The sequence below is a fragment of the Kitasatospora sp. GAS1066B genome (assembly GCF_041262605.1).
Lineage (GTDB): Bacteria > Actinomycetota > Actinomycetes > Streptomycetales > Streptomycetaceae > Kitasatospora.
On record NZ_JBGCCO010000004.1, the window covers coordinates 35,976 to 59,116 of the forward strand.

The following is a 23,141-nucleotide window of genomic DNA, read 5'->3' on the forward strand; positions in this document are numbered from 1 at the left end:
TGCCGCCCTCTCACCTTCTTCCTTGAACGGACCCCATGACCACCCCACGCCGCATCCTGGTCGTCGACGACGAGCCCGATCTGGTCGAGGTGCTCTGCGGCGCGCTGCGCTACGAGGGCTGGCAGGCCCGCGGCGCCGCCACCGGGCGCGCGGCCGTGGCCGCCGCGCTCGACTGGGCGCCGGACGCCGTGGTGCTCGACATGATGCTCCCCGACCTGGACGGTCTGGCGGTGCTCGCCCGGATCCACGCCGAGCGCCCCGAGGTCCGGGTGCTCTTCCTGACCGCCCGGGACGCCGTGGAGGACCGGATCGCGGGGATCACCGCCGGCGGCGACGACTACGTGACCAAGCCGTTCAGCCTGGCCGAGGTGGTCGCCCGGCTGCGCGGCCTGCTGCGCCGGGTCGAGCCGGCGCCCGGGCCGCCGCCGGGGGAGGCCCTGGTGCTGGGGGACCTGGTACTGGTCGAGTCCGCCCGCGAGGTCACCCGGGGTGGGGTGCCGATCGAGCTGAGCCCCACCGAGTTCGCGCTGCTGCAGCACCTGATGAGCCACCCGCGCCAGGTGCTGAGCAAGGCCCAGCTGCTGGACGCCGTCTGGTCCTACGACTTCGGCGGCCGGGCCCACGTGGTGGAGCTCTACATCAGCTACCTGCGCAAGAAGATCGACGCCGGGCGGCCGCCGATGATCCACACCGTCCGGGGCGCCGGCTACCTGATCAAGCCCGCGCCGTGACGCGGCCGTCCCCACGCGCGCTGTGCGCCCGGCTCCTGCCCCGCACGCTCCGCGCCCGGGTCTTCCCCCGCACGCTCCGGACCCGTCTGATCGCCGGCCTGGCCGCACTGCTGCTGGTGATCTTCGCCGGGGTGGGCCTGGCCGTCACCACCGCCCTGCAGCACTACCTGCTCGCCCGGCTCGACCAGCAACTCGCCGACACCGGTGGCCGTTACGCCGCCAGCCTGGAGCACAACGCCAAGGCCGACACGGCCAGCCACGACACCCGGGCCCAGTCGCCCGGCACCTTCGGCGCCCGGCTGCTGGACGGCATCGTCACCGAGGCCGGCGTGGTCGACGGGGACGCGGACGACGCGGCGGTGGCCGCCGGGATCGCCCCCGCCGACACCGACGACCAGGTCGAGCTGAGCCCCGCCGAACAGCGCACCCTGGCCGCCCTGCCGGTGGCCGGCCCGGCCCGCACCGCCGACCTGGCCGGCCTCGGCGACTACCGGGTCCGCGCGGTGGCCGGCGGGGACGGCGACGTGCTGGTCACCGGCCTGCCGCTGCGCCAACTCAAGGACACCGTGCACCAGGTGATCATCCTCGAGGTCACCGTCTACGGCGCCGCCCTGGCCCTGGCCGGGCTGGCCGGCGCGCTCTGGGTACGGCTCGCGCTGCGCCCGTTGGACCGGATCGCCGACACCGCCGAGCGGGTCAGCGCTCTGCCGCTGGCCCGCGGCGAGGTGGTGCTGACCGAGCGGGTGCCGCCGGCCGCCGCCGACCCGGACACCGAGGCCGGTCGGGTGGGCCTGGCCCTCAACCGGATGCTCGGCCACGTCGAGGACGCCCTCGCCCAGCGGCATGCCCTCGAGGACCGGTTGCGCTCCTTCGCCGCCGACGCGGGGCACGAACTGCGCACCCCCGTGGCCACCGTGCGCGGCCACGCCGAACTGGCGCTGCGCCACCCCGAGCCGATCGCCGCGCCGGTCCGGCACGCCCTGAACCGGATCGAGGCCGAGGCCGCCCGGATGGGCACCATCGTCGACGACCTGCTGCTGCTCGCCCGGCTGGACGCCGGCCGCCCGTTGGCCGCCACCGACGTCGACCTCACCCGAATCGTCCTGGACTGCACCGACGATGCCCGCGCCGCCGCCCCCACCCACCACTGGCGCCTGGACCTGCCCCCCGACCCCGTCGTGCTCACCGGCGACGAGGACCGCCTGCGCCAACTCCTCGCCAACCTGCTGGCCAACGCCCACCGGCACACCCCGCCCGGCAGCACCGTCACCCTCGCGCTGACCCGCCACCGCCTGACCGTCACCGACGACGGCCCCGGCGTGCCCGCCGACCTGGCGCCGCACATCTTCGACCGCTTCGTCCGCGGCGATCAGACCCGCTCCCGCAGCACGGGCACCACGGGGCTCGGGCTGGCCATCGCGCGCGCGATCGCGGTGGCGCACGGCGGGAACCTGACGCTGAGTCAGCTCGACGGCGGCGGTGCGCGGTTCGTGCTGACGCTGCCCTGACACGGGCCGCACGCCAGTCGGCCCCCGGACGCGATCGCGTCCGGGGGCCGACTGCACTGCGGGATCGTCAGGCGTGCGCGCCGGCCTCACGGTCCGCCGCCCGCGCGGTCAGCGACCGCTCCACGCCCGCGCGCGACTCCACCACCAGCCGCGCCAGCGCCGGGGCCGGCTCGGCGTCGGCCAGCCACGCGTCGGTGGCCGCCAGGGTCTCGCGCGACACCTGGTAGCTCGGGTAGAGCCCGATGACGAGCTGCTGCGCGATCTCGTGGCTGCGGGTCTCCCAGACGTCCTTCAGCGCCGCGAAGTACCGGTCCACGTAAGGGGCCAGCAGCTCGCGCTGGTCGGCGACGTTGAAGCCGCTGATCACCGCGTCCTGGACGTAGTTGGTCAGCGCGTCCGAGTCGATGACCGAGGCCCAGGCCTCGGCCTTGGCCTCGGCCGTCGGGCGGGCGGCGCGGCAGGTCGCGGCCTTCTCCTGGCCGGCGGCGGTGTTGTCGCGGGCCAGCTCGGCGTCGATCGCCGCGTCGTCCGCCTGGCCGACGGCGACCAGGCGGGTGAGCAGGTCCCAGCGCAGGTCGGTGTCGACGGCCAGGCCCGGCACCTCGATGGTGCCCTCGAGCAGGCCGGCCAGCAGGGCGAGCTGCTCGGCGGAGCGGGCCACGGTGGCCAGCGCCTTCGCCCAGGCCAGCTGGTGGTCGCTGCCGGCCTCGGCGGCGCGCAGCCGCTCCTCGGCGGCGGCGGCCCAGCGGACCAGGCCCTGCTCGCGCCAGGCGGGGTCGGCGTAGAGCTCCAGGGCGAGCTTGACCTGGCGGTGCACCGACTGGACCACGCCGATGTCGGACTCCTTCGGCAGCCCGGACAGCGCGAGCGCGAGGTAGTCGCGGGTGGCCATCTCGCCGTCGCGGGTCATGTCCCAGGCGGCGGCCCAGACCAGCGCACGCGGCAGCGGGTCGGCGAAGTCGCCCAGGTGCGCGGTGACCGCGGCGAGCGAGTCGGCGTCGAGCCGCAGCTTGGCGTAGGAGAGGTCGTCGTCGTTGAGCAGCACGACGGTCGGGCGCCGGCGGCCCACCAGCTCCGGGACGGCGGTGAGTTCGCCGTCCACGTCCAGCTCGATCCGGTCGGTGCGCACCAACTTGCCCTCGACCAGCGAGTAGCAGCCGATGGCGATCCGGTGCGGGCGCAGCGCGGCGACGCCCTTGGCGCCCTCGGGCAGCGCCGGCGCCTCCTGGCGGACGGCGAAGGCGGTGATCACGCCGTCGGCGTCCAGCTCCAGTTCGGGGCGCAGGACGTTGATCCCGGCGGTCTGCAGCCAGGCCGTGGACCAGGCCTTCAGGTCGCGGCCGCTGGCCTCCTCGAGCGCGCCGAGCAGGTCGGCGAGGGTGGTGTTGCCCCACGCGTGCCGCTTGAAGTAGGCCTGCACGCCCTGGAAGAAGGCGTCCTGGCCGACGTAGGCCACCAGCTGCTTGAGCACCGAGGCGCCCTTGGCGTAGGTGATGCCGTCGAAGTTGACCTGGACGTCCTCCAGGTCGTTGATCTCGGCCATGATCGGGTGGGTCGAGGGCAGTTGGTCCTGCCGGTAGGCCCAGGTCTTCATCTGGTTGGCGAAGCTGGTCCAGCCGTTGGGCCACTTGGTGCCGGCCGGCTCGACCAGGGAGACCATCTCCGCGTAGGTGGCGAACGACTCGTTGAGCCAGAGGTCGTTCCACCACTCCATGGTGACCAGGTTGCCGAACCACATGTGGGCCAGCTCGTGCAGCACGGTGGTGGCGCGCTGCTCGTAGGCGGCGTCGGTCACCTTCGAGCGGAAGACGTACTGGTCGCGGAAGGTGACCGCGCCGGCGTTCTCCATCGCGCCGGCGTTGAACTCCGGGACGAAGAGCTGGTCGTACTTGTCGAACGGGTAGGCGAAGTCGAACTTCTCCTGGAAGTACGTGAAGCCCTGCTTGGTGACGGCGAAGATCTCCTCGGCGTCCAGGAACTCCTTCAGCGACGGGCGGCAGTAGATGCCCAGCGGCACCCGCTGCGCGCCGTCGGTGAACTCGTCGAAGACACCGACGTACGGGCCGGCGATGATCGCGGTGATGTAGCTGGAGATCCGCTTCGTGGGGGCGAACGTCCAGGTCTGCGTCTCGCCGTCGCCGACCGGCTCGGGGGTGGGGGAGTTGGAGACGACCACCCAGCCGCGCGGCGCCGTGACGGTGAAGGCGAAGGCCGCCTTCAGGTCGGGCTGCTCGAAGGAGGCGAACACCCGGCGGGCGTCCGGCACCTCGAACTGGCTGTACAGGTAGGTCTCGCCGTCCACCGGGTCGACGAAGCGGTGCAGGCCCTCGCCGCTGTTGGTGTACGCGCAGTCGGCGACCACCCGCAGCTCGTTCTCGGCGGCCAGGCCGGTCAGCGCGATCCGGCTGTCCGCGAAGGCGGCCGGATCCAGCTGCTCGCCGTTGAGCACGATCTCGTGCACGGTCGGAGCGACCAGGTCGATGAAGGTGGCTGCGCCCGGCTGCCTGGCGGTGAACCGGACCACGGTGGTGGACCGGAAGGTGCCGCCTTCGCGGGCCGAGCTCAGGTCGAGCTCGATGTCGTACGCATCCACGTGGAGGAGCGCGGCCCGGGTGCGGGCCTCCTCACGGGTCAAGTTGGTGCCAGGCACTCGCAGGACTCCTTCGTCAGGCTTGTTGGCCCGATCCTCCCACGGCACCCGGCCGCGGCCCGAGCGGATTGTGCCGGAGCCCGCCGCGGCTTTCGCGACGGGCTCCGGTGACAGCCCCTAGGTGAGACCAGGTCAGCTCTTCGTGTAAAGGGTGGCGGTGGCGTTCATCGGCAGGGTCGGGACGGTCAGCACCTGGCCGTTGTCGGAGAGCAGCACCTGCGCGTCCTGGAAGGAGAGGAAGGCGTCGTCGCCGTTCTTGGCGCTGAAGGCCTCCACCTGCGTGACGCTGCCGTCGGTCGGGCTCAGCGTGACCACCCGGGCGCCCTTGCCGAAGCCGTCCATGGCGATCGCGGTCGGCTTGCCGCTGGAGGTCTTGTCGACCAGCCGCAGGCCGTTCTCGGCGCCGCCGTCGACGGTCCACAGGGTCTTGCCGCTGACCAGGTCGATCGCCTCGATGGAGGTCTTGCCGCCGCTGTTCACCTCGACGTAGAGGGTGTTGCCGATCACCAGGCTCTTGTTCATCGGGTCGGAGTAGGCGGAGAGCTGCAGCCGGTCCGCGCCGGTGGACTTCAGCGGGACCTTGGCCTCGGCGTTGCCCGAGGAGTCGACGCCGACGAAGTAGTCGTTGTCGTAACCGTTGGAGATCTGCACCACCAGCGGCTTGGCCGAGACGATGTTGGTCAGCCGCTCGTTCTCGCCGAGGGTGAACGACTCGGTGGTCTTGCCGGTGTTGGCGTCCAGCACCATCAGCGCCTGCTTCTGGTCCGCGTCCGAGCAGTAGTCGCTGACCACGATGACGGTGTCGGCGGCGTCCGCGTTGTCCGAGCAGTACTGGCCGCGGTCCTTGTAGGCCCAGACCGAGGTGCCGTCGGTCAGGTTGTAGCCGGCCAGCAGCGAGCCGCTGGCGGCGGCCAGCGTGGTGTCGGTGACGGTGACCTGGGTGCTGAAGCTCTTGCTGCTCAGCGGCGAGCCGACCTTGTAGATCAGCTTCCCGGTGGTCGCGTCGATCGCGCCGACCGCGGCGCAGTCGTTGTCGCCCAGGTTGAAGCTGACGCCGCCGATGTTGTTCTTGTTGACGGTCTTGGACATGCTGCAGATGGCCTTGGTGCCGTCCGGCGCCTTCAGCGTCCAGACCGCCTTGCCGGTGCCCAGGTCGTAGCCGGTCAGCCCGGTGCTGTCGCCGCGCACCAGCAGCTTGTCGGTGACCCACTCGCCCAGGGTGTGCAGGTCGGTGGTGTTGCCGTCGACCTTGGGCACGGTCCAGGTGACGGTCAGCTTGCCGGGGTCGCCCCCCGTGCCGCCACCGCCGGTGCCGCCACCGCTGGCGGCGGGGTTCGGCCTGGAGTGGCCGCTGAACAGCACCACCAGGCCGACCACGATGGCGACCGCCAGCACGCTGCCGATGACCGCGCCGAAGACCAGGACCGGGTTGCGCTGCTTGGTCGGTTGCCCGGTGGGCTGGACCGGCCCTGGGTAGCCGTAGCCGGGGGCGGGCTGCTGGCCGAACTGCGGCGGCGGGTAGCCGCCCTGCGCCGGACCGGGCGGCGGGTAGCCGCCCTGCTGGGCACCGAAGGCGGCGGGCGGAGCGGCCTGCGGGTAGCCGTAGGAGAGCTGCGGCTGCGGCTGCGGGTCGTACGGGCCGACCGGCGCGCCGGGCGCCGGCGGGGCGCCCTGCGCGGGGAAGGCCAGGGCGGTCGGCTGGTAGCTCAGGTCGGCCGCGCTCGGCCCACCGGGCGCACCGGCCGCTCCGGGCGCCCCCGGGGCGGCGGGTGCGCCGGGCGGTGCGAACGGCGGCTGGGCCGGAGCCGGGATCGCCGCCGAGCCGAGCTGCGTCAGCTGGTCCGCGACCGCCGCCGGGTCGACTCCCGGCCGCGGCGGTACGCCGCCCTGGCCGCCCGCCGGGTCCTGCGGCCCGTAGCCCGCACTGGGCTGATCCCCTGCCATGTGATGCCCCGTCATTGTCCGTCCGAGCGCCGCCCGCCCCGGCCCGGTGGGACGCGGGAGACTGGATGGGCGGCTGAGAATTAATGGACATCGTAGAGGCGCACCGTTTTCGGGTGGCCCCAGGTCCGGTTCGGGCGCGCCCGGGCGGACTCGAAGCTGACTCGCAGCGGACTCGCAGCGGACTCGACGTGGACTCGAAGCGGCTCCGGAGAACAGCGGGTGAACGGCGTTCGATGACGTGGCTGAGCGGTGGTTGAGGTTTCGGAGCGATCCCGTTTGCCGTCTTGACGAGGTACCCGGTGGTGCGCTCGGCATAGAGTTCAGAAGTTGAAGGTGAATTTTCCCGCAACGGCGCGGTTGGGCGGGGGACCGTCGGGTGCCCGCGTCCGAAGGAGGTCATTCATGTCCATGGACACGCCGGGGTCGCAGTCCTCGCTGCACCGCGCCAACCTCGAACGGGTGCTGCGCGCCGTGCGGATGGCGGGCTCGCTCACCCAGGCCGAGATCGCCCGGGCCACCGGGCTCTCGGCGGCGACGGTGTCCAACATCGTCCGCGAGCTCAAGGAGGGCGGCACGGTGGTGGTGGCCGACACCTCCTCCGGCGGCCGCCGGGCCCGCAGCGTCTCGCTCAGCGGGGACGCCGGGATCGTGGTCGGCGTCGACTTCGGCCACTCGCATCTGCGGGTGGCGGTGGGCAACCTGGCGCACCGGGTGCTCGCCGAGGAGAGCGAGCCGATGAACGTGGACGTCTCCGCCGAGCAGGGCTTCGCCCGGGCCGAGGCGCTGGTCGAGCGGCTGCTGGTGCAGGCCGGGTTCCGGGCCGACAAGGTGATCGGGGTGGGCCTGGGTGTGCCGGGCCCGATCGACGTGGAGACCGGGGCGCTCGGTTCCACCGCGATCCTGCCCGGCTGGACCGGCATCGCGCCCGGCCGCGAACTGGCCCAGCGCCTGGGCATGGAGGTCTACGTCGACAACGACGCCAACCTGGGCGCGCTCGGCGAGCTGGTCTGGGGCGCCGGCCGCGGCCTCGGCGATCTGGCGTACATCAAGGTGGCCAGCGGGGTGGGCGCCGGGCTGGTGATCAACGGTCAGATCTACCGGGGCCCGGGCGGCACGGCCGGGGAGATCGGCCACATCACGCTGGACGAGGCGGGGCCGGTCTGCCGCTGCGGAAACCGGGGCTGCCTGGAGACCTTCGTCGGCTCCCGCTACCTGCTCAACCTCTTGAACGCGAGCCACGAGCGCGAGCTGACCCTGTCCGAGGTGGTGCGGCTGGCCCAGCAGGGCGACCTCGGCTGCCGCCGGGTGATCGCGGACGCGGGACGGCAGATCGGCACCGGCGTGGCGACCCTGTGCAATCTGCTCAACCCGCGCCGGGTGATCCTCGGTGGCGACCTCGCAGAGGCCGGTGAGCTGGTGCTTTCCCCGATCCGGGACTCGGTGGCGCGGTACGCGATCCCCTCGGCGGCCCGTCAGCTGTCGATCGTTCCCGGCACCCTGGGCGGACGTGCCGAAGTGTTGGGCGCCTTGGCCCTGGTGATGAGTGAGATGGGTGAAACCGGCGTAATCGGGCATGGTACGGCTGCGGTGGGCGCGCGCGGCTGACGGTCTGTCACCTGGGTACAAGGGGGGCGAAACGGACATGGTCGGACAGTTTGGTCTCAGCTCAGCCTTCAGGAAGATAACGAAAGGGTTTGAATTTTCCGAGGCTTGGGTTTACTTGTTGACGACAATGCGAGGTGGCAGGTTGACTCCCTTCCACCTCGCCGCAACGTTGCGGCTCTGTCAGGGAGGCACCCCCACATGAACGCAATGATGCGTCGCGTCGTCGTCGGTACCGCTGCGGTCTCGATGGCCCTCACCTTGGCCGCCTGTGGCAAGGCCGGTAGCAGCAGCTCCAACTCCGCGAGCTCGGGCGACAACAAGACCATCGGCCTGCTCCTCCCCGAGAACTCCTCCTCGGTGCGTTACGAGTCCTTCGACAAGCCGCTGATCCAGGCCAAGGTCAAGGACCTGTGCCCTGACTGCACCGTCAAGTACAACAACGCCAACGGGGACGCGGCCACCCAGAAGCAGCAGTTCGACACCCTGGTCTCGCAGGGTGTGAAGGTGATCATGCTGGACGCCGTGGACGCCACCGGCACCGCTTCCTGGGTGACCGACGCGCAGAAGAAGGGTGTCAAGGTCATCGCGTACGACCGGCTGGCCACCGGCCCGGTCTCCGCGTACATCTCCTTCGACAACGAGAAGGTCGGCGAGCTGCAGGGTCAGGCCCTGATCGACGCCATCAACGCGAGCGGCGGCAACGCCAAGACCGCGAACGTCGTGATGATCAACGGTGACGACGCCGACCCGAACGCCGGTCAGTTCAAGGCCGGTGCGCACAAGGTCCTGGACAGCGGCGTGGGCAAGATCGTCTACGAGCAGTCCGGTGAGTGGAAGCCCACCGTGGCCAGCCAGAAGATCGGTGCCGCGATCACCTCGCTCGGCAAGAACGGCTTCCAGGCCGTCTACTCCGCCAACGACGGCATGGCCGCCGCGATCGTCACCGCCCTGAAGACCGCCGGCATCACCAACATGCCGGTCGGTGGCCAGGACGCGGCCTCCGACGCCATCCAGCGGATCCTGACCGGCGACCAGGCCTACACCATCTACAAGGCCTACAAGCCGGAGGCCGAGGGCGCCGCCACCATCGCGGTCGACCTGCTGCACGGCGTGGACGTCAGCGGCACCGCCACCTCGGTGACCCCCAGCGGTGGCCAGAACGTCCCCTCGCTGCTGCTCACCCCGGTCGTGGTGACCAAGAAGAACATCGCGTCCACCGTGATCGCCGACGGCCTCTACAAGGTCTCGGACATCTGCACCGCCCAGTACGCCGACGCCTGCAAGGCCGCGAACATCCAGTAACGGACGCGACCTTCAGCAAGCGACGCAGTCGACCGGGCCTGAGCAGCAGGTCCGGTCGGCCTGCCGTCGGCACTTCGGCGTGCTGGCCTGAGCCATGTGCGCCCTTTGACCCCCGAAGGAGCCACCGATGGTTCAGTCAGACATACCCGTTCTCGCCCTGCGCGGCGTCTCCAAGCGGTTCGGTGCCGTCCAGGTGCTCACCGGCGTCGACCTGGAGGTGCACGCGGGCCAGGTGGTCGCGCTGGTCGGTGACAACGGCGCCGGCAAGTCCACCCTGGTCAAGACGATCGCCGGGGTGCACCCGATCGACGAGGGCAGCATCGAGTGGTCCGGCCGGCCGGTCCACGTGACCCGTCCCCAGGACGCCCAGGCGCTGGGCGTCGCGACGGTCTACCAGGACCTCGCACTCTGCGACAACCTCGACGTGGTCGCCAACCTCTTCCTCGGCCGCGAGCTGGTCCGCGGCGGCCGCCTCGACGAGGTGGCGATGGAGAAGCGCGCCAAGGAGCTGCTCGACACCCTGTCGATCCGGATCCCCAGCGTGCGGATCCCGGTGGCCGCGCTCTCCGGCGGTCAGCGCCAGGTGGTCGCGATCGCCCGTGCGCTGATCGGCGACCCGAAGGTCGTGATCCTGGACGAGCCGACCGCGGCCCTCGGCGTCGAGCAGACCGCTCAGGTGCTCGACCTGGTCGAGCGGCTGCGTGACCGGGGCCTGGGCGTGATCCTGATCAGCCACAACATGGCGGACGTGCGCGCGGTGGCCGACCAGGTCGCGGTGCTGCGGCTGGGCCGCAACAACGGCGTCTTCCCGGTCGCCACCACCAGCCACGAGACGATCATCTCGGCCATCACCGGCGCCACCGACAACGCGGTGACCCGCCGTCAGGCACGAGTCGCGGAGACGACCAAGTGAGCAAGCACGCCACCCCCGAGAAGGCTTCCACCGTGACCGAGACGACCGACAGCGCGGCGCCCGCCGCCGTGGACCCCCGACTGCTGGTGCGCGAGCAGGGCCTCGCCGGCTACCTCGAGGAGTTCAAGCGCAAGTTGCGCTCGGGTGACCTCGGCTCGATACCGGTGGTGATCGGACTGATCCTGATCGCCACCATCTTCCAGGCGATCACCGGCAACTTCCTCACCGCCGGCAACCTCTCCAACATCACCCTCTACATCGCGGGCCCCGGCCTGATCTCGGTCGGCATCGTCTTCGTGCTGCTGCTCGGCGAGATCGACCTCTCGCTCGGCTCGGTGGCCGGCGTCTCGGCCGCGGTCTCCGCCGTGCTCTCCATCCAGCACGGCGTCAACGAGTACCTGGCGGCGATCCTCGCCGTGCTGGCCGCGCTGGCCATCGGCGCGCTGCACGGCTTCTTCTTCGCCAAGATCGGCGTGCCCGCCTTCGTCGTGACGCTGGCCGGCCTGCTCGCCTGGAGCGGCCTGCAGGGCTATGTGATGGGCAACACCGGGACGCTCAACAACATCCCGAACGGCTTCATCGCCAACCTCGACAACTACTTCTTCGCCGACGTCGCCGCCGCGTACGGCCTGGCCGCGATCAGCGTCGTCGGCTACCTGGTCGCCGCGCTGCTGGGGGCCAGGAGCCGCCGCGAGGCCGGCCTGCCCGCCAAGCCGGTCAGCGAGATCGCGCTGCGTGCCGTGGCGCTCGCGGTGCTGGCCTTCGGCGCCGCCTACACCCTCAACCAGGACCGCGGCTTGCCGCTGGCCCTGGTGGTCTTCCTCGGTGTGGTCGTCGTCACCGACTTCGTGCTGCGCCGCACCGCCTACGGCCGCAAGGTCTTCGCGGTCGGCGGCGGCGTCGAGGCGGCCCGCCGGGCCGGCATCAACGTGGCCCGGGTGCGGATCTCGGTCTTCATGATCTCGGCGGGTCTGGCCGCGGTCGGCGGTCTGTTCATCGCCTCGCAGGCCGGCTTCGCGGACAAGCAGCTGGGTAGCGGCAACGTCCTGATGAACTCGATCGCGGCGGCCGTGATCGGCGGCACCAGCCTGTTCGGCGGCCGGGGCAAGACCTGGTCGGCGCTGCTGGGCATGCTGGTGATCCAGTCCATCGTCACCGGCCTTGACCTGCAGGGCATCAGCCAGTCCATCCAGTACATGATCACCGGTGCGGTGCTGCTGGCCGCGGTGGTGCTGGACTCGGTCTCGCGCCGGACCCAGAAGTCCTCCGGCCGCGGCTGACGGTCGGGATCGCCCGCCCGGGACACGCCCGCACCAAGGGGGCGCGTCCCGGGCGTTCGCGCGCCTGGTCAAAGCCCGCCAAGACGCCCCGCGCCGCAAAGCGTCCGACGAGCGGACATTAGACTCGACCAGCTGGGTAGTCCGACAGCCTGCCCGCGACACGTACCGATAGAGACCGATAGAGGAGGAACGGGTGCCCCTGCTGACCCGCATTCGGGGACCGCGCGATCTCGACCGGCTCACCCCGGGGCAGCTGGCTGCCCTCGCCGAGGAGATCCGGGGCTTCCTGATCGAGGAGGTCGCCAAGACCGGCGGACACCTGGGACCGAACCTCGGTGTGGTGGAGCTGACCATCGCGCTGCACCGGGTCTTCGACTCCCCGCGCGAGCGGATCCTCTTCGACACCGGGCACCAGTCGTACGTGCACAAGCTGCTGACCGGCCGTCAGGACTTCAGCCGGCTGAAGATGAAGGGCGGCCTGTCCGGCTACCCGTCGCGGGCCGAGTCCGAGCACGACGTGATCGAGAACTCGCACGCCTCCACCGTGCTCGGCTACGCCGACGGCATCGCCAAGGCCAACCAGCTGCTCGGCCACCAGGACTGCCCGGTGGTCGCGGTCACCGGCGACGGCGCGCTGACCGGCGGGATGGCCTGGGAGGCGCTGAACAACATCGCCGACGGCAGGGACCGCCCGGTGGTGATCGTGGTCAACGACAACGAGCGCTCCTACTCGCCGACCATCGGCGGCCTGGCCAACCACCTCTCCACGCTGCGCACCACCCAGGGCTACGAGCGCTTCCTCACCTGGGGCCGCGACACCCTGCAGCGCACCCCCGTGCTCGGCGGGCCGCTGGCCGACGCGCTGCACGGTGCCAAGAAGGGCCTGAAGGACTTCATCGCGCCGCAGGGCATGTTCGAGGACCTGGGCCTGAAGTACCTCGGGCCGATCGACGGCCACGACATCACCGCCGTGGAGTCCGCGCTGCGCAAGGCGCGCGGCTTCGGCGGCCCGGTGATCGTGCACGTGATCACCGAGAAGGGCCGCGGCTACCACGCCGCGCTGAACAACGAGGAGGACCGCTTCCACGCGGTCGGCGTGATCCACCCGGACACCGGTCTGCCGGTGAAGACCTCCGGCAAGGACTGGACCTCGGTCTTCGGCGAGGAGATGGTCGAACTCGGCCGCGAGCGCGAGGACATCGTGGCGATCACCGCCGCGATGCTGCACCCGGTGGGCCTGGCCGACTTCGCCAAGGCCTTCCCGAAGCGCACCTTCGACGTCGGCATCGCCGAGCAGCACGCGGCCGTCTCCGCCGCCGGGCTCGCCACCGCGGGGCTGCACCCGGTGGTCGCGGTCTACGCGACCTTCCTGAACCGGGCGTTCGACCAGGTGCTGATGGACGTCGCGCTGCACAAGCTCGGCGTCACCTTCGTGCTGGACCGGGCCGGCGTCACCGGGACCGACGGCGCCTCGCACAACGGCATGTGGGACATGTCGATCCTCCAGGTGGTCCCCGGGCTGCGGCTGGCCGCGCCGCGCGACGCCGACCAGCTGCGCGCCCAGCTGCGCGAGGCGGTCCAGGTCAAGGACGCGCCGACGGTGGTGCGCTACTCCAAGGGCTCGGTCGGCCCCGCGGTCGCCTCGCTCGGCCGGATCGGCGGGATGGACGTGCTGCACGGCAGTGCTTCGCCGCTGCCCGAGGGGGAGCGGCGGGCGGACGTGCTGATCGTCTCGGTCGGCGCGCTGGCCCCGCTCTGCCTGGAGGCGGCCGCGCTGCTGGACGCCCAGGGAATCAGCGCCACCGTGGTCGACCCGCGCTGGGTCAAGCCGGTGGACGCCGCGCTGCCGGGGCTGGCCGCCGAGCACCGCGTGGTGGTCACGGTCGAGGACAACGGGCGGGCCGGCGGCGTCGGCTCGGCGATCGCCCAGGCGCTGCGGGACGCGGAGCTGGATCTGCCGCTGCGCGACTTCGGCATCCCGCAGGCGTTCCTGGACCACGCCAAGCGCGAGGAGATCCTGGCCGAGATCGGGCTCACCGGGCCCGACATCGCCCGCCAGGTCACCGCGCTGGTCTCCCGGCTGGACCAGTCCGCGGTGGTCGAGGCCTGACCGGATCGGGGCCTGAGCTGCGTCGATCGGCCTCGAGCGTTCCTCAGGCGATCTTCCATGGCCTTCGTGACAATATGACATTCATATCTGAGTTCGGGACCGGCGGCGTCTGCGCCGGTCCCGCCCGGTAGGTTGTCCCTCGTGCCTGCTGAGACCTCGACCCTCACGCGCCCCGCCGCGCTTGCCGCGCGGGTCTCCGAGCACGTCCGCACGGGGTACTGGACCCGGGTGGTCCCGGTGCTGGCCGTGCTGGCGACCCTGACCCACATCCCGTCCTTCCTGCGGCCGGTCTGGAGCCCCGACGAGGGCTACCTGGCCACCCAGGCCCGGATGCTCGCCGACGGCGGCGTGCTCTACGACACCGTGGTGGACCGCAAGCCGCCGCTGCTGCCCTGGCTCTACGAGGCCTGCTTCTCGGTCTTCGGCTCGCTCTCGCTCTGGCCGCTGCGCACCCTGGCGATCGTGGCGCACCTGGTCACCGCCGTGCTGCTGGCCTCGCTCGCGCGCGGCCGCTGGGGCAATCGCGCCGGCGCCGCGGCCGGGGTGCTCTACCTGATGCTCTCCATCGGGCTCTCGCCCGAGGACACCCAGGCGGCGACCTTCGAGGTCTTCATGCTGCCCGCGATGGTGGCCGCCTTCCGCTACGCCGAGCGGCGGCGCTGGCTGGCCGCCGGGATCGCGGTGGCGGTCTGCTCGCTGACCAAGCAGACCGGCGGCGCGGTGCTGCTGCCGGTGCTCTGGATGCTCTTCCAGGACGCCCGGCTGCGCGCCGTGCCGTGGCGGAGCGCGCTGGCCAAGGTCGGGTTCGGCTTCGCGCTGCCGATAGCGATCGTCGCGGTGATCCTCACCAAGCCCAAGGGCTTCCTCTTCTGGGTGGTCACCGGCAGCGGCGACTACGCCTCGCTGAACGGCGACTGGTTGCAGATGCTCGGCCGGGCGCTGGGCAACTCGGCGATCCTGCTGGCGGCCGGCCTCGGCTTCCTCTTCCCGCTCGGCCACCGGGTCTGGCTGCGCTACCGCACCGGGCGGCCGCTGCCGACCCGTGGCGAGTCCCACGGCGCGGCCAGCGACCTGTGGGTCTGGCTCTTCTCCTCGGTGGTCGCGGTGGCCACCGGCTTCCACTTCTTCGGCCACTACTACCTGCAGCTGATGCCGCCGCTGGTGCTGCTCGGGGTCGGCGCGGTCTCGGTCTCGGCGATCCGCTGGAAGCCGGTGCTGGTCTACAGCTCGGTGGCCTGCACGACCTTCTGGGCGCTCGCGGTGGCCTGGCCGGGCGAGCAGATGAGCCAGAACAACCAGGTGGCCACGGCGGTCGCCGAGCGCAGCACGCCCAAGGACACCGTGCTGGTCTGGGGCATGCACCCCGAGCTCTACTGGCTCTCCGACCGCAAGCCGGCCACCCGCTACCTGACCGCCGGGTTCCTGACCAACTTCAGCGGTGGCAAGGGCAGCGTGGACGTCGGCGAGCAGTACAGCGTGCCGGACGCCTGGCAGACCTTCGACAAGGAGTTGTCCAACGGGCTGCCCGCGGTCGTGGTGGACGACTCCGGCAGCGCGCCCTACCAGCCCTCCCAGGTGCCGGCGATCGAGAACCTGCTGGACACCCACTACCAGGTGGTCGGCGCCTACGGCGACGCGATGGTCTACCGCCTGAAGAAGTAGGCCGCAGCAGTGAGCCGCCGACCCACGGGGGGTCGACGGCTCACTGCTGGGTCACTGCCGGTCAGCGTCGGCGGCTACCGAGCACCATGCCGGCGGCGGTGAAGGCGAGCAGGCAGGTCAGACCGCCGACCACCACCTGGTTCCAGATCATTCCCCTGGTCGCCGTGTGCCCCACGGTCACCACCCAGGGGGAGATGATCAGGAACACGCCGGTCGCGGCCATCGCCCAGGTCAGCCCGAACATCCGGGCCGGGGCGAGGGTGAGGCCGAGTCCGAGCGCGGCGATGCCGATCCCGAGGATCAGGTTGCAGATCGTCAGTTCGTGGCTGGCGGCGCTGAAGTGCACCACGTAGGGCGAGATGGCCAGGTAGAGGCCGGCGAGCACGACGAGCCCGTCGACGGCGACTCCCTGCGGTCCGTCCATCATGCGTGCGTACCGGGTCCGCATCTCCGCAATGTCGGGATGGGTGGAGAGGTCACCGGTTCGATGTGAGACGTCGGCCATACGACTCGCCTCCTTCGGTGTGCAAGTCCGATCTCGCTTGGCCTAAAAGTATTATGCGCTTTGTCCTCATTTGATGTATACCGATGGGGTTCAGGCATGCGAAAGGGCGGCCCGCTCGGATCGAGCGGGCCGCCCTTCAGGCGTTCAGGCGCTGTCGCGGGCGCGGTCTCAGACCGGCACGCTGGCCAGGCCGGGGGCCAGGAACTTCTTGCCGTTCACCCGCTCGGCGACACCCTCGCGGTCCAGGTACGGGGTGATCCCGCCCAGGTGGAAGGGCCAGCCGGCGCCGGTGATCATGCACAGGTCGATGTCCTGCGCCTCGCCGACGACGCCCTCGTCCAGCATCAGGCCGATCTCCTGCGCGACGGCGGAGAGCGCCCGGTCCCGGACCTGATCCTCGGTCAGCGCACTGTCGCCGAAGGAGAGCAGCTCCAGCACCTCGGGGTCGAGGACCTGCTTGCCGTCCTGCCAGATGTAGAAGCCGCGCTTGCCGGCCTTGACCACCTCGGCGAGGTTCTCGGAGACGGTGAACCGCTCCGGGAAGGCGCCGTGCAGGGTCTCCGAGACGTGCAGCGCGATGGCCGGGCCGACCAGCTCGAGCAGCGCGATCGGGGACATCGGCAGGCCGAGCGGCTGGACGGCCGCCTCGACGGTCTCGAACGAGGTGCCCTCGTCGATGATGTTCTGGATCTCGCCCATGAAGCGGGTCAGGATCCGGTTCACCACGAACGCCGGGGCGTCCTTGGTGAGCACGGCCGTCTTCTTCAGCTTCTTCGCGACCGCGAAGGCGGTGGCGAGCGAGGCGTCGTCGGTCTTCTCGGCCCGGACGATCTCCAGCAGCGGGAGGATCGCGACCGGGTTGAAGAAGTGGAAGCCGACCACGCGCTCCGGGTGCTGCAGCTTGGAGGCCATCTCGGTGACCGAGAGCGAGGAGGTGTTGGTCGCCAGGATGGTGGTCGGCGAGACCACCGCCTCCAGCTCGGCGAAGACGTTCTGCTTGACGCCCATCTCCTCGAACACGGCCTCGATCACGAAGTCCGCGTCGCCGAACGCCGTCGCCTTGTCCAGGTGACCGCTGACCAGGCCCTTGAGCTTGTTGGCCTTGTCGCCGCCGATCCGGCCCTTGGCCAGCAGCTTGTCGACCTCGGCGTGCACGTAGCCCACGCCCTTGTCGATCCGCGCCTGGTCGATGTCGGTGAGCACCACCGGCACCTCCAGGCGGCGCGCGAAGAGCAGCGCCAGCTGAGAGGCCATCAGACCGGCGCCGACCACGCCGACCTTGGTGACCGGGCGGGCCAGCGACTTGTCCGGGGCGCCGAACGGGCGCTTGGCCCGGCGCTGCACCAGGTTGAAGGCGTAGATGCCGGCCCGCAGCTCGCCGCCCATGATCAGGTCGGCCAGCGCGGCGTCCTCGGCGTCGAAGCCCTGCTGCAGGTCGCCGTTCTTGGCGGCGGCCATGATGTCCAGCGCGCGGTAGGCGGCCGGCGCGGCGCCGTGCACCTTGGCGTCGGCGACGGCGCGGCCCCAGGCGATGCACTGGTCCCAGTTCTCGCCGCGGTCGATCTCCGGGCGCTCGACGACCGTCTCGCCCTTGAGGACCTTGGCGGCCCAGAGGATCGACTGCTCCAGGAAGTCGGCCGGCTCGAAGATCGCGTCCGCGATGCCGAGCTCGAACACCTCCTTGCCCTTGAGCTGCTTGTTCTGGCTCATCGAGTTCTCGATGATGACCTTGACCGCGTTGGCCGGGCCGACCAGGTTCGGCAGGATGGTGCAGCCGCCCCAGCCGGGGACCAGGCCGAGGAAGACCTCGGGCAGCGAGAAGGCCGGCAGGCCCGAGCTGACGGTGCGGTAGGTGCAGTGCAGACCGATCTCCACACCGCCGCCCATCGCGGCGCCGTTGTAGAAGGTGAAGCTCGGCACCGGCAGCGCGGCGATCCGCTTGAAGACCTCGTGGCCGCCCTTGCCGATGGCCAGCGCGTCGCCGTGCTCCTTGAGCAGCTCGACGCCCTTGAGGTCGGCGCCGACCGCGAAGATGAACGGCTTGCCGGTGATCGCCACGGCGACGATCTTGCCGTCGGCGGCCTCCGCCTCGACCTGGTCCAGCGCCTCGGAGAGCTTCAGCAGCGAGCCCGGGCCGAAGGTGGTCGGCTTGGTGTGGTCGAAGCCGTTGTCCAGGGTGATCAGCGCCAGCTTGCCGGCCTGCAGCGGCAGGTCCAGGTGGCGCACGTGCGCGGTGGTGACGACCTCGCCGGGGAACAGCTCGGCGCCGCGCTTGAGCAGCTCAGTCGTGGTCACTTGGTGCTCCCAGAGAAGTGCGGGTTCTCCCAGATGACGGTCGCGCCCATGCCGAACCCGATGCACATGGTGGTCAGGCCGTAGCGGACGTCCGGGCGCTGCTCGAAGCGGCGGGCCAGCTGGTTCATCAGGCGCACGCCCGAGGAGGCCAGCGGGTGGCCGAACGCGATCGCGCCGCCGAACGGGTTGACCCGCTCGTCGTCGTCGGCGATGCCGTAGTGGTCCAGGAAGGCCAGCACCTGCACGGCGAACGCCTCGTTGACCTCGAACGCGCCGATGTCCTCGATCGTCAGGCCGGCCTTGGCCAGCGCCTTCTCGGTCGCCGGCACCGGACCGATGCCCATGACCTCGGGCTCCACGCCCGCGAAGGCGAAGTCGACCAGGCGCATCTTGATCGGCAGGCCGAGCTCCTCGGCCACGTCCTCGGCGGCCAGCAGCGAGGCGGTGGCACCGTCGTTGAGACCGGCCGAGTTGCCCGCGGTGATGTTGCCGTGCGGGCGGAACGGGGTCTTGAGGTTCGCCAGCGACTCCATCGTGGTGCCCGGGCGCATCGGCTCGTCGGTGGTCGACAGGCCCCAACCGGTCTCGCCGACCTCGGGGTTGGTGTTGCGGATCGCGATCGGCACCAGGTCGGGCTGGATGTCGCCGTTGGCGTAGGCCTTGGCGGCCTTCTCCTGGGAGCGCACCGCGTAGGCGTCGCAGCGCTCCTTGGTGATGTGCGGGAACCGGTCGTGCAGGTTCTCCGCGGTCATGCCCATGAAGAGGGCGGACTCGTCGACCAGCTTCTCGGAGACGAAGCGGGGGTTCGGGTCGACGCCCTCGCCCATCGGGTGACGGCCCATGTGCTCGACGCCACCGGCGACGACGATGTCGTACGCGCCGAAGGCGATGCCGCTCGCGGTGGTGGTGACGGCGGTCAGCGCGCCGGCGCACATCCGGTCGATGGCGTAGCCGGGGACCGACTTCGGCAGGCCGGCGAGCAGGGCGGCGGTGCGGCCGATGGTCAGACCCTGGTCGCCGATCTGCGTGGTGGCCGCGACGGCGACCTCGTCGATCCGCTCGACGGGCAGGTTCGGGTTGCGGCGCACGAGCTCCCGGATGCACTTGACGACCATGTCGTCGGCGCGGGTCTCGTGGTAGATGCCCTTCGGGCCGGCCTTGCCGAACGGGGTGCGGACGCCGTCAACGAAGACGACGTCCCTCGCGGTACGAGGCACGGGGGCTCTCCTCCCAGGGGACATGGCATGGTGCGCAGAGACGCGCTCGCACGGAGTCGCACGGAGCAGCGCTGCTTCACGGTCATGCTACTGGTCGGTAACCAACTTGCCCAGGGCCGGGCCCCGCCGGCCCGGTGTGTCCCCCGCCACGTGCGGCCTTGCCCCCGGGCGCGTCCCCGAGCCCCCGCCGCTACGCCGGCGGCTGTGCCGCCGCCAGGAAGGCCTCGGCCACCACCGGGGCCACCAGTTCGACCTGCCAGCGCCGGGCGCCCAGCGCCCGCAGCGCGCCGGCCACGGCGGGTGCGGTGGCCTCGGTGGGCGGCTCCCAGGAGACCCGGCGGATCAGGTCCGGGGTGATCAGGTTCTCGGCCGGCAGGTGGTGCTGCTCGGCCAGCTCGGTCACCGCGGCGCGGGCCCCGGCGAGCCGGGCGGCGGCCACCGGGTCCTTCTCGGCCCAGGCCCGCGGCGGCGGCGGACCCTCGTGCGGGGCGGCGGCCGGCGGGAGCTGCGCCTCCGGGACCGCCCGGGCCCGGTCGAGCGCGGCCAGCCAGTGCTCCAGCTGCCGCCGGTGCACCCGGGGGCCGAAGCCCTGGAGGTTCTGCAGCGTCTGCACGGTGGTCGGCATGGCCAGCGCGGCCGACACGATCGCCGCGTCCGAGAGCACCCGCCCCGGCGAGACGTCCCGCTCCTGCGCCTGCTTGTCCCGGGCCTGCCACAACTCGCGGACGGCCGCCAACTGCCGGCGCCGGCGCACCTTGTGCAGGCCGGAGGTGCGCCGCCAGGGGTCCACCCGGGGCGCCGGGCGCGGGGCGGCGGCGATCGAGGCGAACTCCTCCAGCGCCCAGTCGAGCTTGCCCTGGGCGTCCAGCTCCCGCTCGAGTGCGTCGCGCAGCTCGACCAGCACCTCGACGTCCAGAGCCGCGTAGCGCAGCCAGGGCTCGGGCAGCGGGCGGGTGGACCAGTCCACCGCCGAGTGCTCCTTGGCCAGCGTGTAGCCGAGCACGCTCTCGGTCATCGGCCCCAGGCCCACCCGGGCGAACCCGGCGATCCGGCCCGCGAGTTCGGTGTCGAAGAGCCGCTGCGGCCGCATCCCGACCTCGGCCAGGCAGGGCAGGTCCTGGGTCGCCGCGTGCACCACCCACTCGGCGTCCGCCAGCGCCGTCCCGAGGCCGCTCAGGTCGGGGCAGGCGATCGGGTCGATCAGCGCGGTGCCGGCGCCGGCCCGGCGCAGCTGGATCAGGTAGGCGCGCTGGCCGTAGCGGTAGCCGGAGGCCCGTTCGGCGTCGACGGCGACCGGTCCGGTCCCGCTCGCGAAAGCCTCGACCACGGCCGCCAGCGCGGCTTCGTCCGCCACCACGGGTGGCAGGCCTTCCCGCGGTTCGAGCAGCGGCACCGGGGCGGTCTCTAGGGCGATGGCTTCAGCGGCGTCGGTCACCCCCCAAGGGTACGACGACCCCCGTCAGGGGGACCCTGCTCGGCGGTCGCGGAGCTGCCCGAACGCGCACGGCGGTTCGGAGGAAACGTTCCTCCGGACCGCCGCGCGGCCACTCAGTGGATGATGCCGGTCCGCAGCGCGACGGCTACCATGCCGGCCCGGTCGCCGGTGCCCAGCTTGCGGGCGATCCGGGCCAGGTGGCTCTTCACGGTCAGCGCGGACAGGCCCATGGCCACGCCGATCGCCTTGTTCGACTGCCCTTCGGCGACCAGCCGCAGCACCTCGACCTCACGGCCGGACAGCTCGCGGTAGGCGGCCGGCGCGGCTCCCGGCGCACCGGGCGCACCGCCGGCGCCGGGGGCGCCCAGGTGACCGGGGCCGCCGGGCATCCCCGGGCGGCGCATCCGACCGGCCAGCCCGGCCGCGCCCAGCGGCATCCCCGGGCGGCCCGGCATCGCCATGTTGGTCCGGGTGCCGGTGACCACGTAGCCCTTGACGCCGCCGGCCAGCGCGCTGCGCACCGCGCCGATGTCGTCGGCGGCGGACAGCGCCAGGCCGTTGGGCCAGCCCGCCGCGCGGGTCTCGGCCAGGATGGTCAGGCCCGACCCGTCCGGCAGGTGGACATCGGCCACGCAGATGTCGCGCGGGGTGGAGACCCGGGGGCGGGCCTCCGCGATCGAGGAGACCTCGATGACGTCGCGCACGCCGAGTGCCCACAGATGGCGGGTGACGGTGTTGCGGACCCGGGGGTCGGCGATCACCACCATCGCCGTGGGCTTGGTCGGGCGGTAGGCGACCACGTTTGCGGGGTGCTCTAGCAGGACCGACACCGTGCCTCCTGAGGGGAGTGGCGGACGGAACCCCGATGGGCGAAGGAGTCGGAGTGTTCCGTGTGTGGAAAGGGTCACAGACTGCTTCGGCATCATTCGTGCCCGGCTTTAGCGAATGATCACGATCTGGTGAGCCACAATACGGACAAATCGAGCGGAAGAATGGTTCGACATGCCCACGGATCGTCAGAAATCGATCAGAAACGGGATGAAACGATCAGTCGGCGCTGGGTAGTTGACGCCTGATCACGGGTTTCGTCGCCCGGGGATGCCCGGTGAGCAGCCCGGCGACCCGCCCGGGGGCGGGTGCGGGGCTCGCGGTGGGTCGTCAGCCTTCAGTGTGAGCGCGGCCGGCGTCGGGCCGGCATCGGGACCACTCCGCCGAGTGACGGCGCGTCCGGCGTGGTCAGGGGCGCGGGAGCGCTCGGGGGCAGCCCCGCACAGACGCAGAGCAGCTCGGCCCAGGCCGTCAGATGCCGCTCGAACCGGCCGTCCGAGGGGGTCCAGGAGGCCCGCAGCTCGATCTCGGTGGATGCCGGCCGCTCGGCCAGCGCGCCGAAGTACTGCGAGGCGCACCTGGTCACCGTGCCGCCGGGCGCGGCGAAGCCGGCGCCCTGGGACTGCAGCGCGTCCATCAGCCAGGCCCAGCCCACTTCGGTGAGCATCGGGTCGCCGGCCATCTCCGGCTCCAGCTCGGCCCGGGTCATGGTGACCACCCGGAACTCGCCCTGCCAGGCGTCCGGGCCGGCCGGGTCGTGCAGCAGGACGAACCGCCCGTCGGCCAACTCCTCGCCGTCCAGCTCCACCTCGGCGGTCACCGCCCAGCTGAACGGGGCCAGCCGGCGCGGCGCCGGCGCGCTGGACAGCCGCACCTCGGGGCGCGGCCGTACCGCCGTCAGCGCCTCGACCGCGCTGCGGAAGGCACTTGGGTGCGGCTCCGCCGCGGGGATCGACGCCGAGTCCTTGCTCGTTCCGCCCTGTTGTGCGGGGTTCCCGCCGACCGCTGCCATGAGCTGAAGACTAGGCCCTGTCCCCGGATTCCCGGCGGAGCGGCACGCCTGCCGGACTCCGACGCCGGTGGAGCGACCGGCACCGGTGGTCGGCGTCCCGCCAGGTGCCGGTCGGTCCTGGACGATCCCACGAGTGGGCCGCGG

16 protein-coding genes are annotated in these 23,141 nt (G+C 71.7%); 8 read left to right on the forward strand and 8 right to left on the reverse strand.

Annotated elements, in window-relative coordinates:
* Positions 1-35 precede the first annotated feature (35 nt).
* Both ABH937_RS05100 and ABH937_RS05105 read left to right on the forward strand, forming a co-directional pair.
* Positions 36-731 (forward strand): response regulator transcription factor, encoded by a 696-nt coding sequence (locus ABH937_RS05100; RefSeq protein ID WP_280688772.1) that lies wholly within the window; start codon positions 36-38, stop codon positions 729-731.
* On the forward strand, positions 728-2,239 hold the full coding sequence (locus ABH937_RS05105; protein WP_280688774.1) for a HAMP domain-containing sensor histidine kinase: 1,512 nt from the start codon (positions 728-730) through the stop codon (positions 2,237-2,239). Before ABH937_RS05100 ends, ABH937_RS05105 begins: the two co-directional genes overlap by 4 nt.
* Positions 2,240-2,306: 67 nt before the next feature.
* Here the strand turns inward: ABH937_RS05105 and pepN are convergent, their stop codons facing one another.
* Positions 2,307-4,889, reverse strand: a complete 2,583-nt coding sequence (gene pepN / locus ABH937_RS05110) for an aminopeptidase N (RefSeq protein WP_280688775.1) — start codon at positions 4,887-4,889, stop codon at positions 2,307-2,309.
* 132 nt (positions 4,890-5,021) lie between these two features.
* Entirely contained in the window at positions 5,022-6,833 is a 1,812-nt protein-coding gene (locus tag ABH937_RS05115) for a PQQ-binding-like beta-propeller repeat protein (protein ID WP_280688776.1), read from the reverse strand.
* Positions 6,834-7,241: 408 nt separating this feature from the next.
* On the opposite strand from ABH937_RS05115, the gene ABH937_RS05120 reads away from it, so the two are divergent.
* From ABH937_RS05120 to ABH937_RS05145, 6 genes are all read left to right on the forward strand, one after another.
* A complete protein-coding gene (locus ABH937_RS05120; protein ID WP_280689041.1) occupies positions 7,242-8,438 on the forward strand; it encodes an ROK family transcriptional regulator in 1,197 nt (398 codons plus the stop codon).
* 198 nt (positions 8,439-8,636) lie between these two features.
* Positions 8,637-9,740, forward strand: a complete 1,104-nt coding sequence (locus ABH937_RS05125) for a sugar ABC transporter substrate-binding protein (protein ID WP_280688777.1) — start codon at positions 8,637-8,639, stop codon at positions 9,738-9,740.
* A 127-nt stretch (positions 9,741-9,867) separates the two neighbouring features.
* The gene (locus ABH937_RS05130; protein ID WP_280688778.1) at positions 9,868-10,653 is read left to right on the forward strand and encodes an ATP-binding cassette domain-containing protein; all 786 of its coding nucleotides are present in this window, start codon (positions 9,868-9,870) and stop codon (positions 10,651-10,653) included.
* Positions 10,650-11,933 carry a sugar ABC transporter permease gene (locus ABH937_RS05135; RefSeq protein ID WP_370217347.1) on the forward strand — a complete coding sequence of 428 codons (1,284 nt, stop codon included), beginning with the start codon at positions 10,650-10,652 and terminating at the stop codon, positions 11,931-11,933. Before ABH937_RS05130 ends, ABH937_RS05135 begins: the two co-directional genes overlap by 4 nt.
* Positions 11,934-12,126: 193 nt before the next feature.
* Entirely contained in the window at positions 12,127-14,043 is a 1,917-nt protein-coding gene (gene dxs, locus ABH937_RS05140; RefSeq protein ID WP_280688779.1) for a 1-deoxy-D-xylulose-5-phosphate synthase, read from the forward strand.
* Positions 14,044-14,184: 141 nt separating this feature from the next.
* Positions 14,185-15,705, forward strand: a complete 1,521-nt coding sequence (locus ABH937_RS05145) for a glycosyltransferase family 39 protein (protein ID WP_280688780.1) — start codon at positions 14,185-14,187, stop codon at positions 15,703-15,705.
* 61 nt (positions 15,706-15,766) lie between these two features.
* On the opposite strand, the gene ABH937_RS05150 is transcribed toward ABH937_RS05145, so the two are convergent.
* From ABH937_RS05150 to ABH937_RS05175, 6 genes are all read right to left on the reverse strand, one after another.
* Entirely contained in the window at positions 15,767-16,210 is a 444-nt protein-coding gene (locus ABH937_RS05150; protein WP_280688781.1) for an SPW repeat protein, read from the reverse strand.
* Between the two features lie 168 nt (positions 16,211-16,378).
* Positions 16,379-18,505: a 3-hydroxyacyl-CoA dehydrogenase NAD-binding domain-containing protein gene (locus ABH937_RS05155; RefSeq protein WP_370217348.1), complete on the reverse strand. Its 2,127-nt coding sequence runs from the start codon at positions 18,503-18,505 to the stop codon at positions 16,379-16,381.
* Positions 18,502-19,722 (reverse strand): acetyl-CoA C-acyltransferase, encoded by a 1,221-nt coding sequence (locus tag ABH937_RS05160; protein WP_280688783.1) that lies wholly within the window; start codon positions 19,720-19,722, stop codon positions 18,502-18,504. Before ABH937_RS05160 ends, ABH937_RS05155 begins: the two co-directional genes overlap by 4 nt.
* A 190-nt stretch (positions 19,723-19,912) precedes the next feature.
* A complete protein-coding gene (locus ABH937_RS05165) occupies positions 19,913-21,157 on the reverse strand; it encodes an HRDC domain-containing protein (protein ID WP_370217349.1) in 1,245 nt (414 codons plus the stop codon).
* Positions 21,158-21,270: 113 nt separating this feature from the next.
* Positions 21,271-21,987, reverse strand: coding sequence for a response regulator transcription factor (locus ABH937_RS05170; RefSeq protein ID WP_280688785.1), 717 nt, complete (start codon positions 21,985-21,987; stop codon positions 21,271-21,273).
* 335 nt (positions 21,988-22,322) lie between these two features.
* Positions 22,323-22,997 carry a DUF3000 domain-containing protein gene (locus ABH937_RS05175; protein ID WP_370217350.1) on the reverse strand — a complete coding sequence of 225 codons (675 nt, stop codon included), beginning with the start codon at positions 22,995-22,997 and terminating at the stop codon, positions 22,323-22,325.
* Positions 22,998-23,141: the final 144 nt, after the last annotated feature.

Excerpts from the sequence above, each read along its gene's own strand:
- ABH937_RS05125 (WP_280688777.1), top strand. The coding sequence starts at position 8,637 with ATGAACGCAATGATGCGTCGCGTCGTCGTCGGTACCGCTGCGGTCTCG.
- ABH937_RS05130 (WP_280688778.1), top strand. The coding sequence starts at position 9,868 with ATGGTTCAGTCAGACATACCCGTTCTCGCCCTGCGCGGCGTCTCCAAG.
- ABH937_RS05115 (WP_280688776.1), bottom strand. The coding sequence starts at position 6,833 with ATGGCAGGGGATCAGCCCAGTGCGGGCTACGGGCCGCAGGACCCGGCG.
- ABH937_RS05100 (WP_280688772.1), top strand. The coding sequence starts at position 36 with ATGACCACCCCACGCCGCATCCTGGTCGTCGACGACGAGCCCGATCTG.
- ABH937_RS05120 (WP_280689041.1), top strand. The coding sequence starts at position 7,242 with ATGGACACGCCGGGGTCGCAGTCCTCGCTGCACCGCGCCAACCTCGAA.
- ABH937_RS05150 (WP_280688781.1), bottom strand. The coding sequence starts at position 16,210 with ATGGCCGACGTCTCACATCGAACCGGTGACCTCTCCACCCATCCCGAC.
- ABH937_RS05175 (WP_370217350.1), bottom strand. The coding sequence starts at position 22,997 with ATGGCAGCGGTCGGCGGGAACCCCGCACAACAGGGCGGAACGAGCAAG.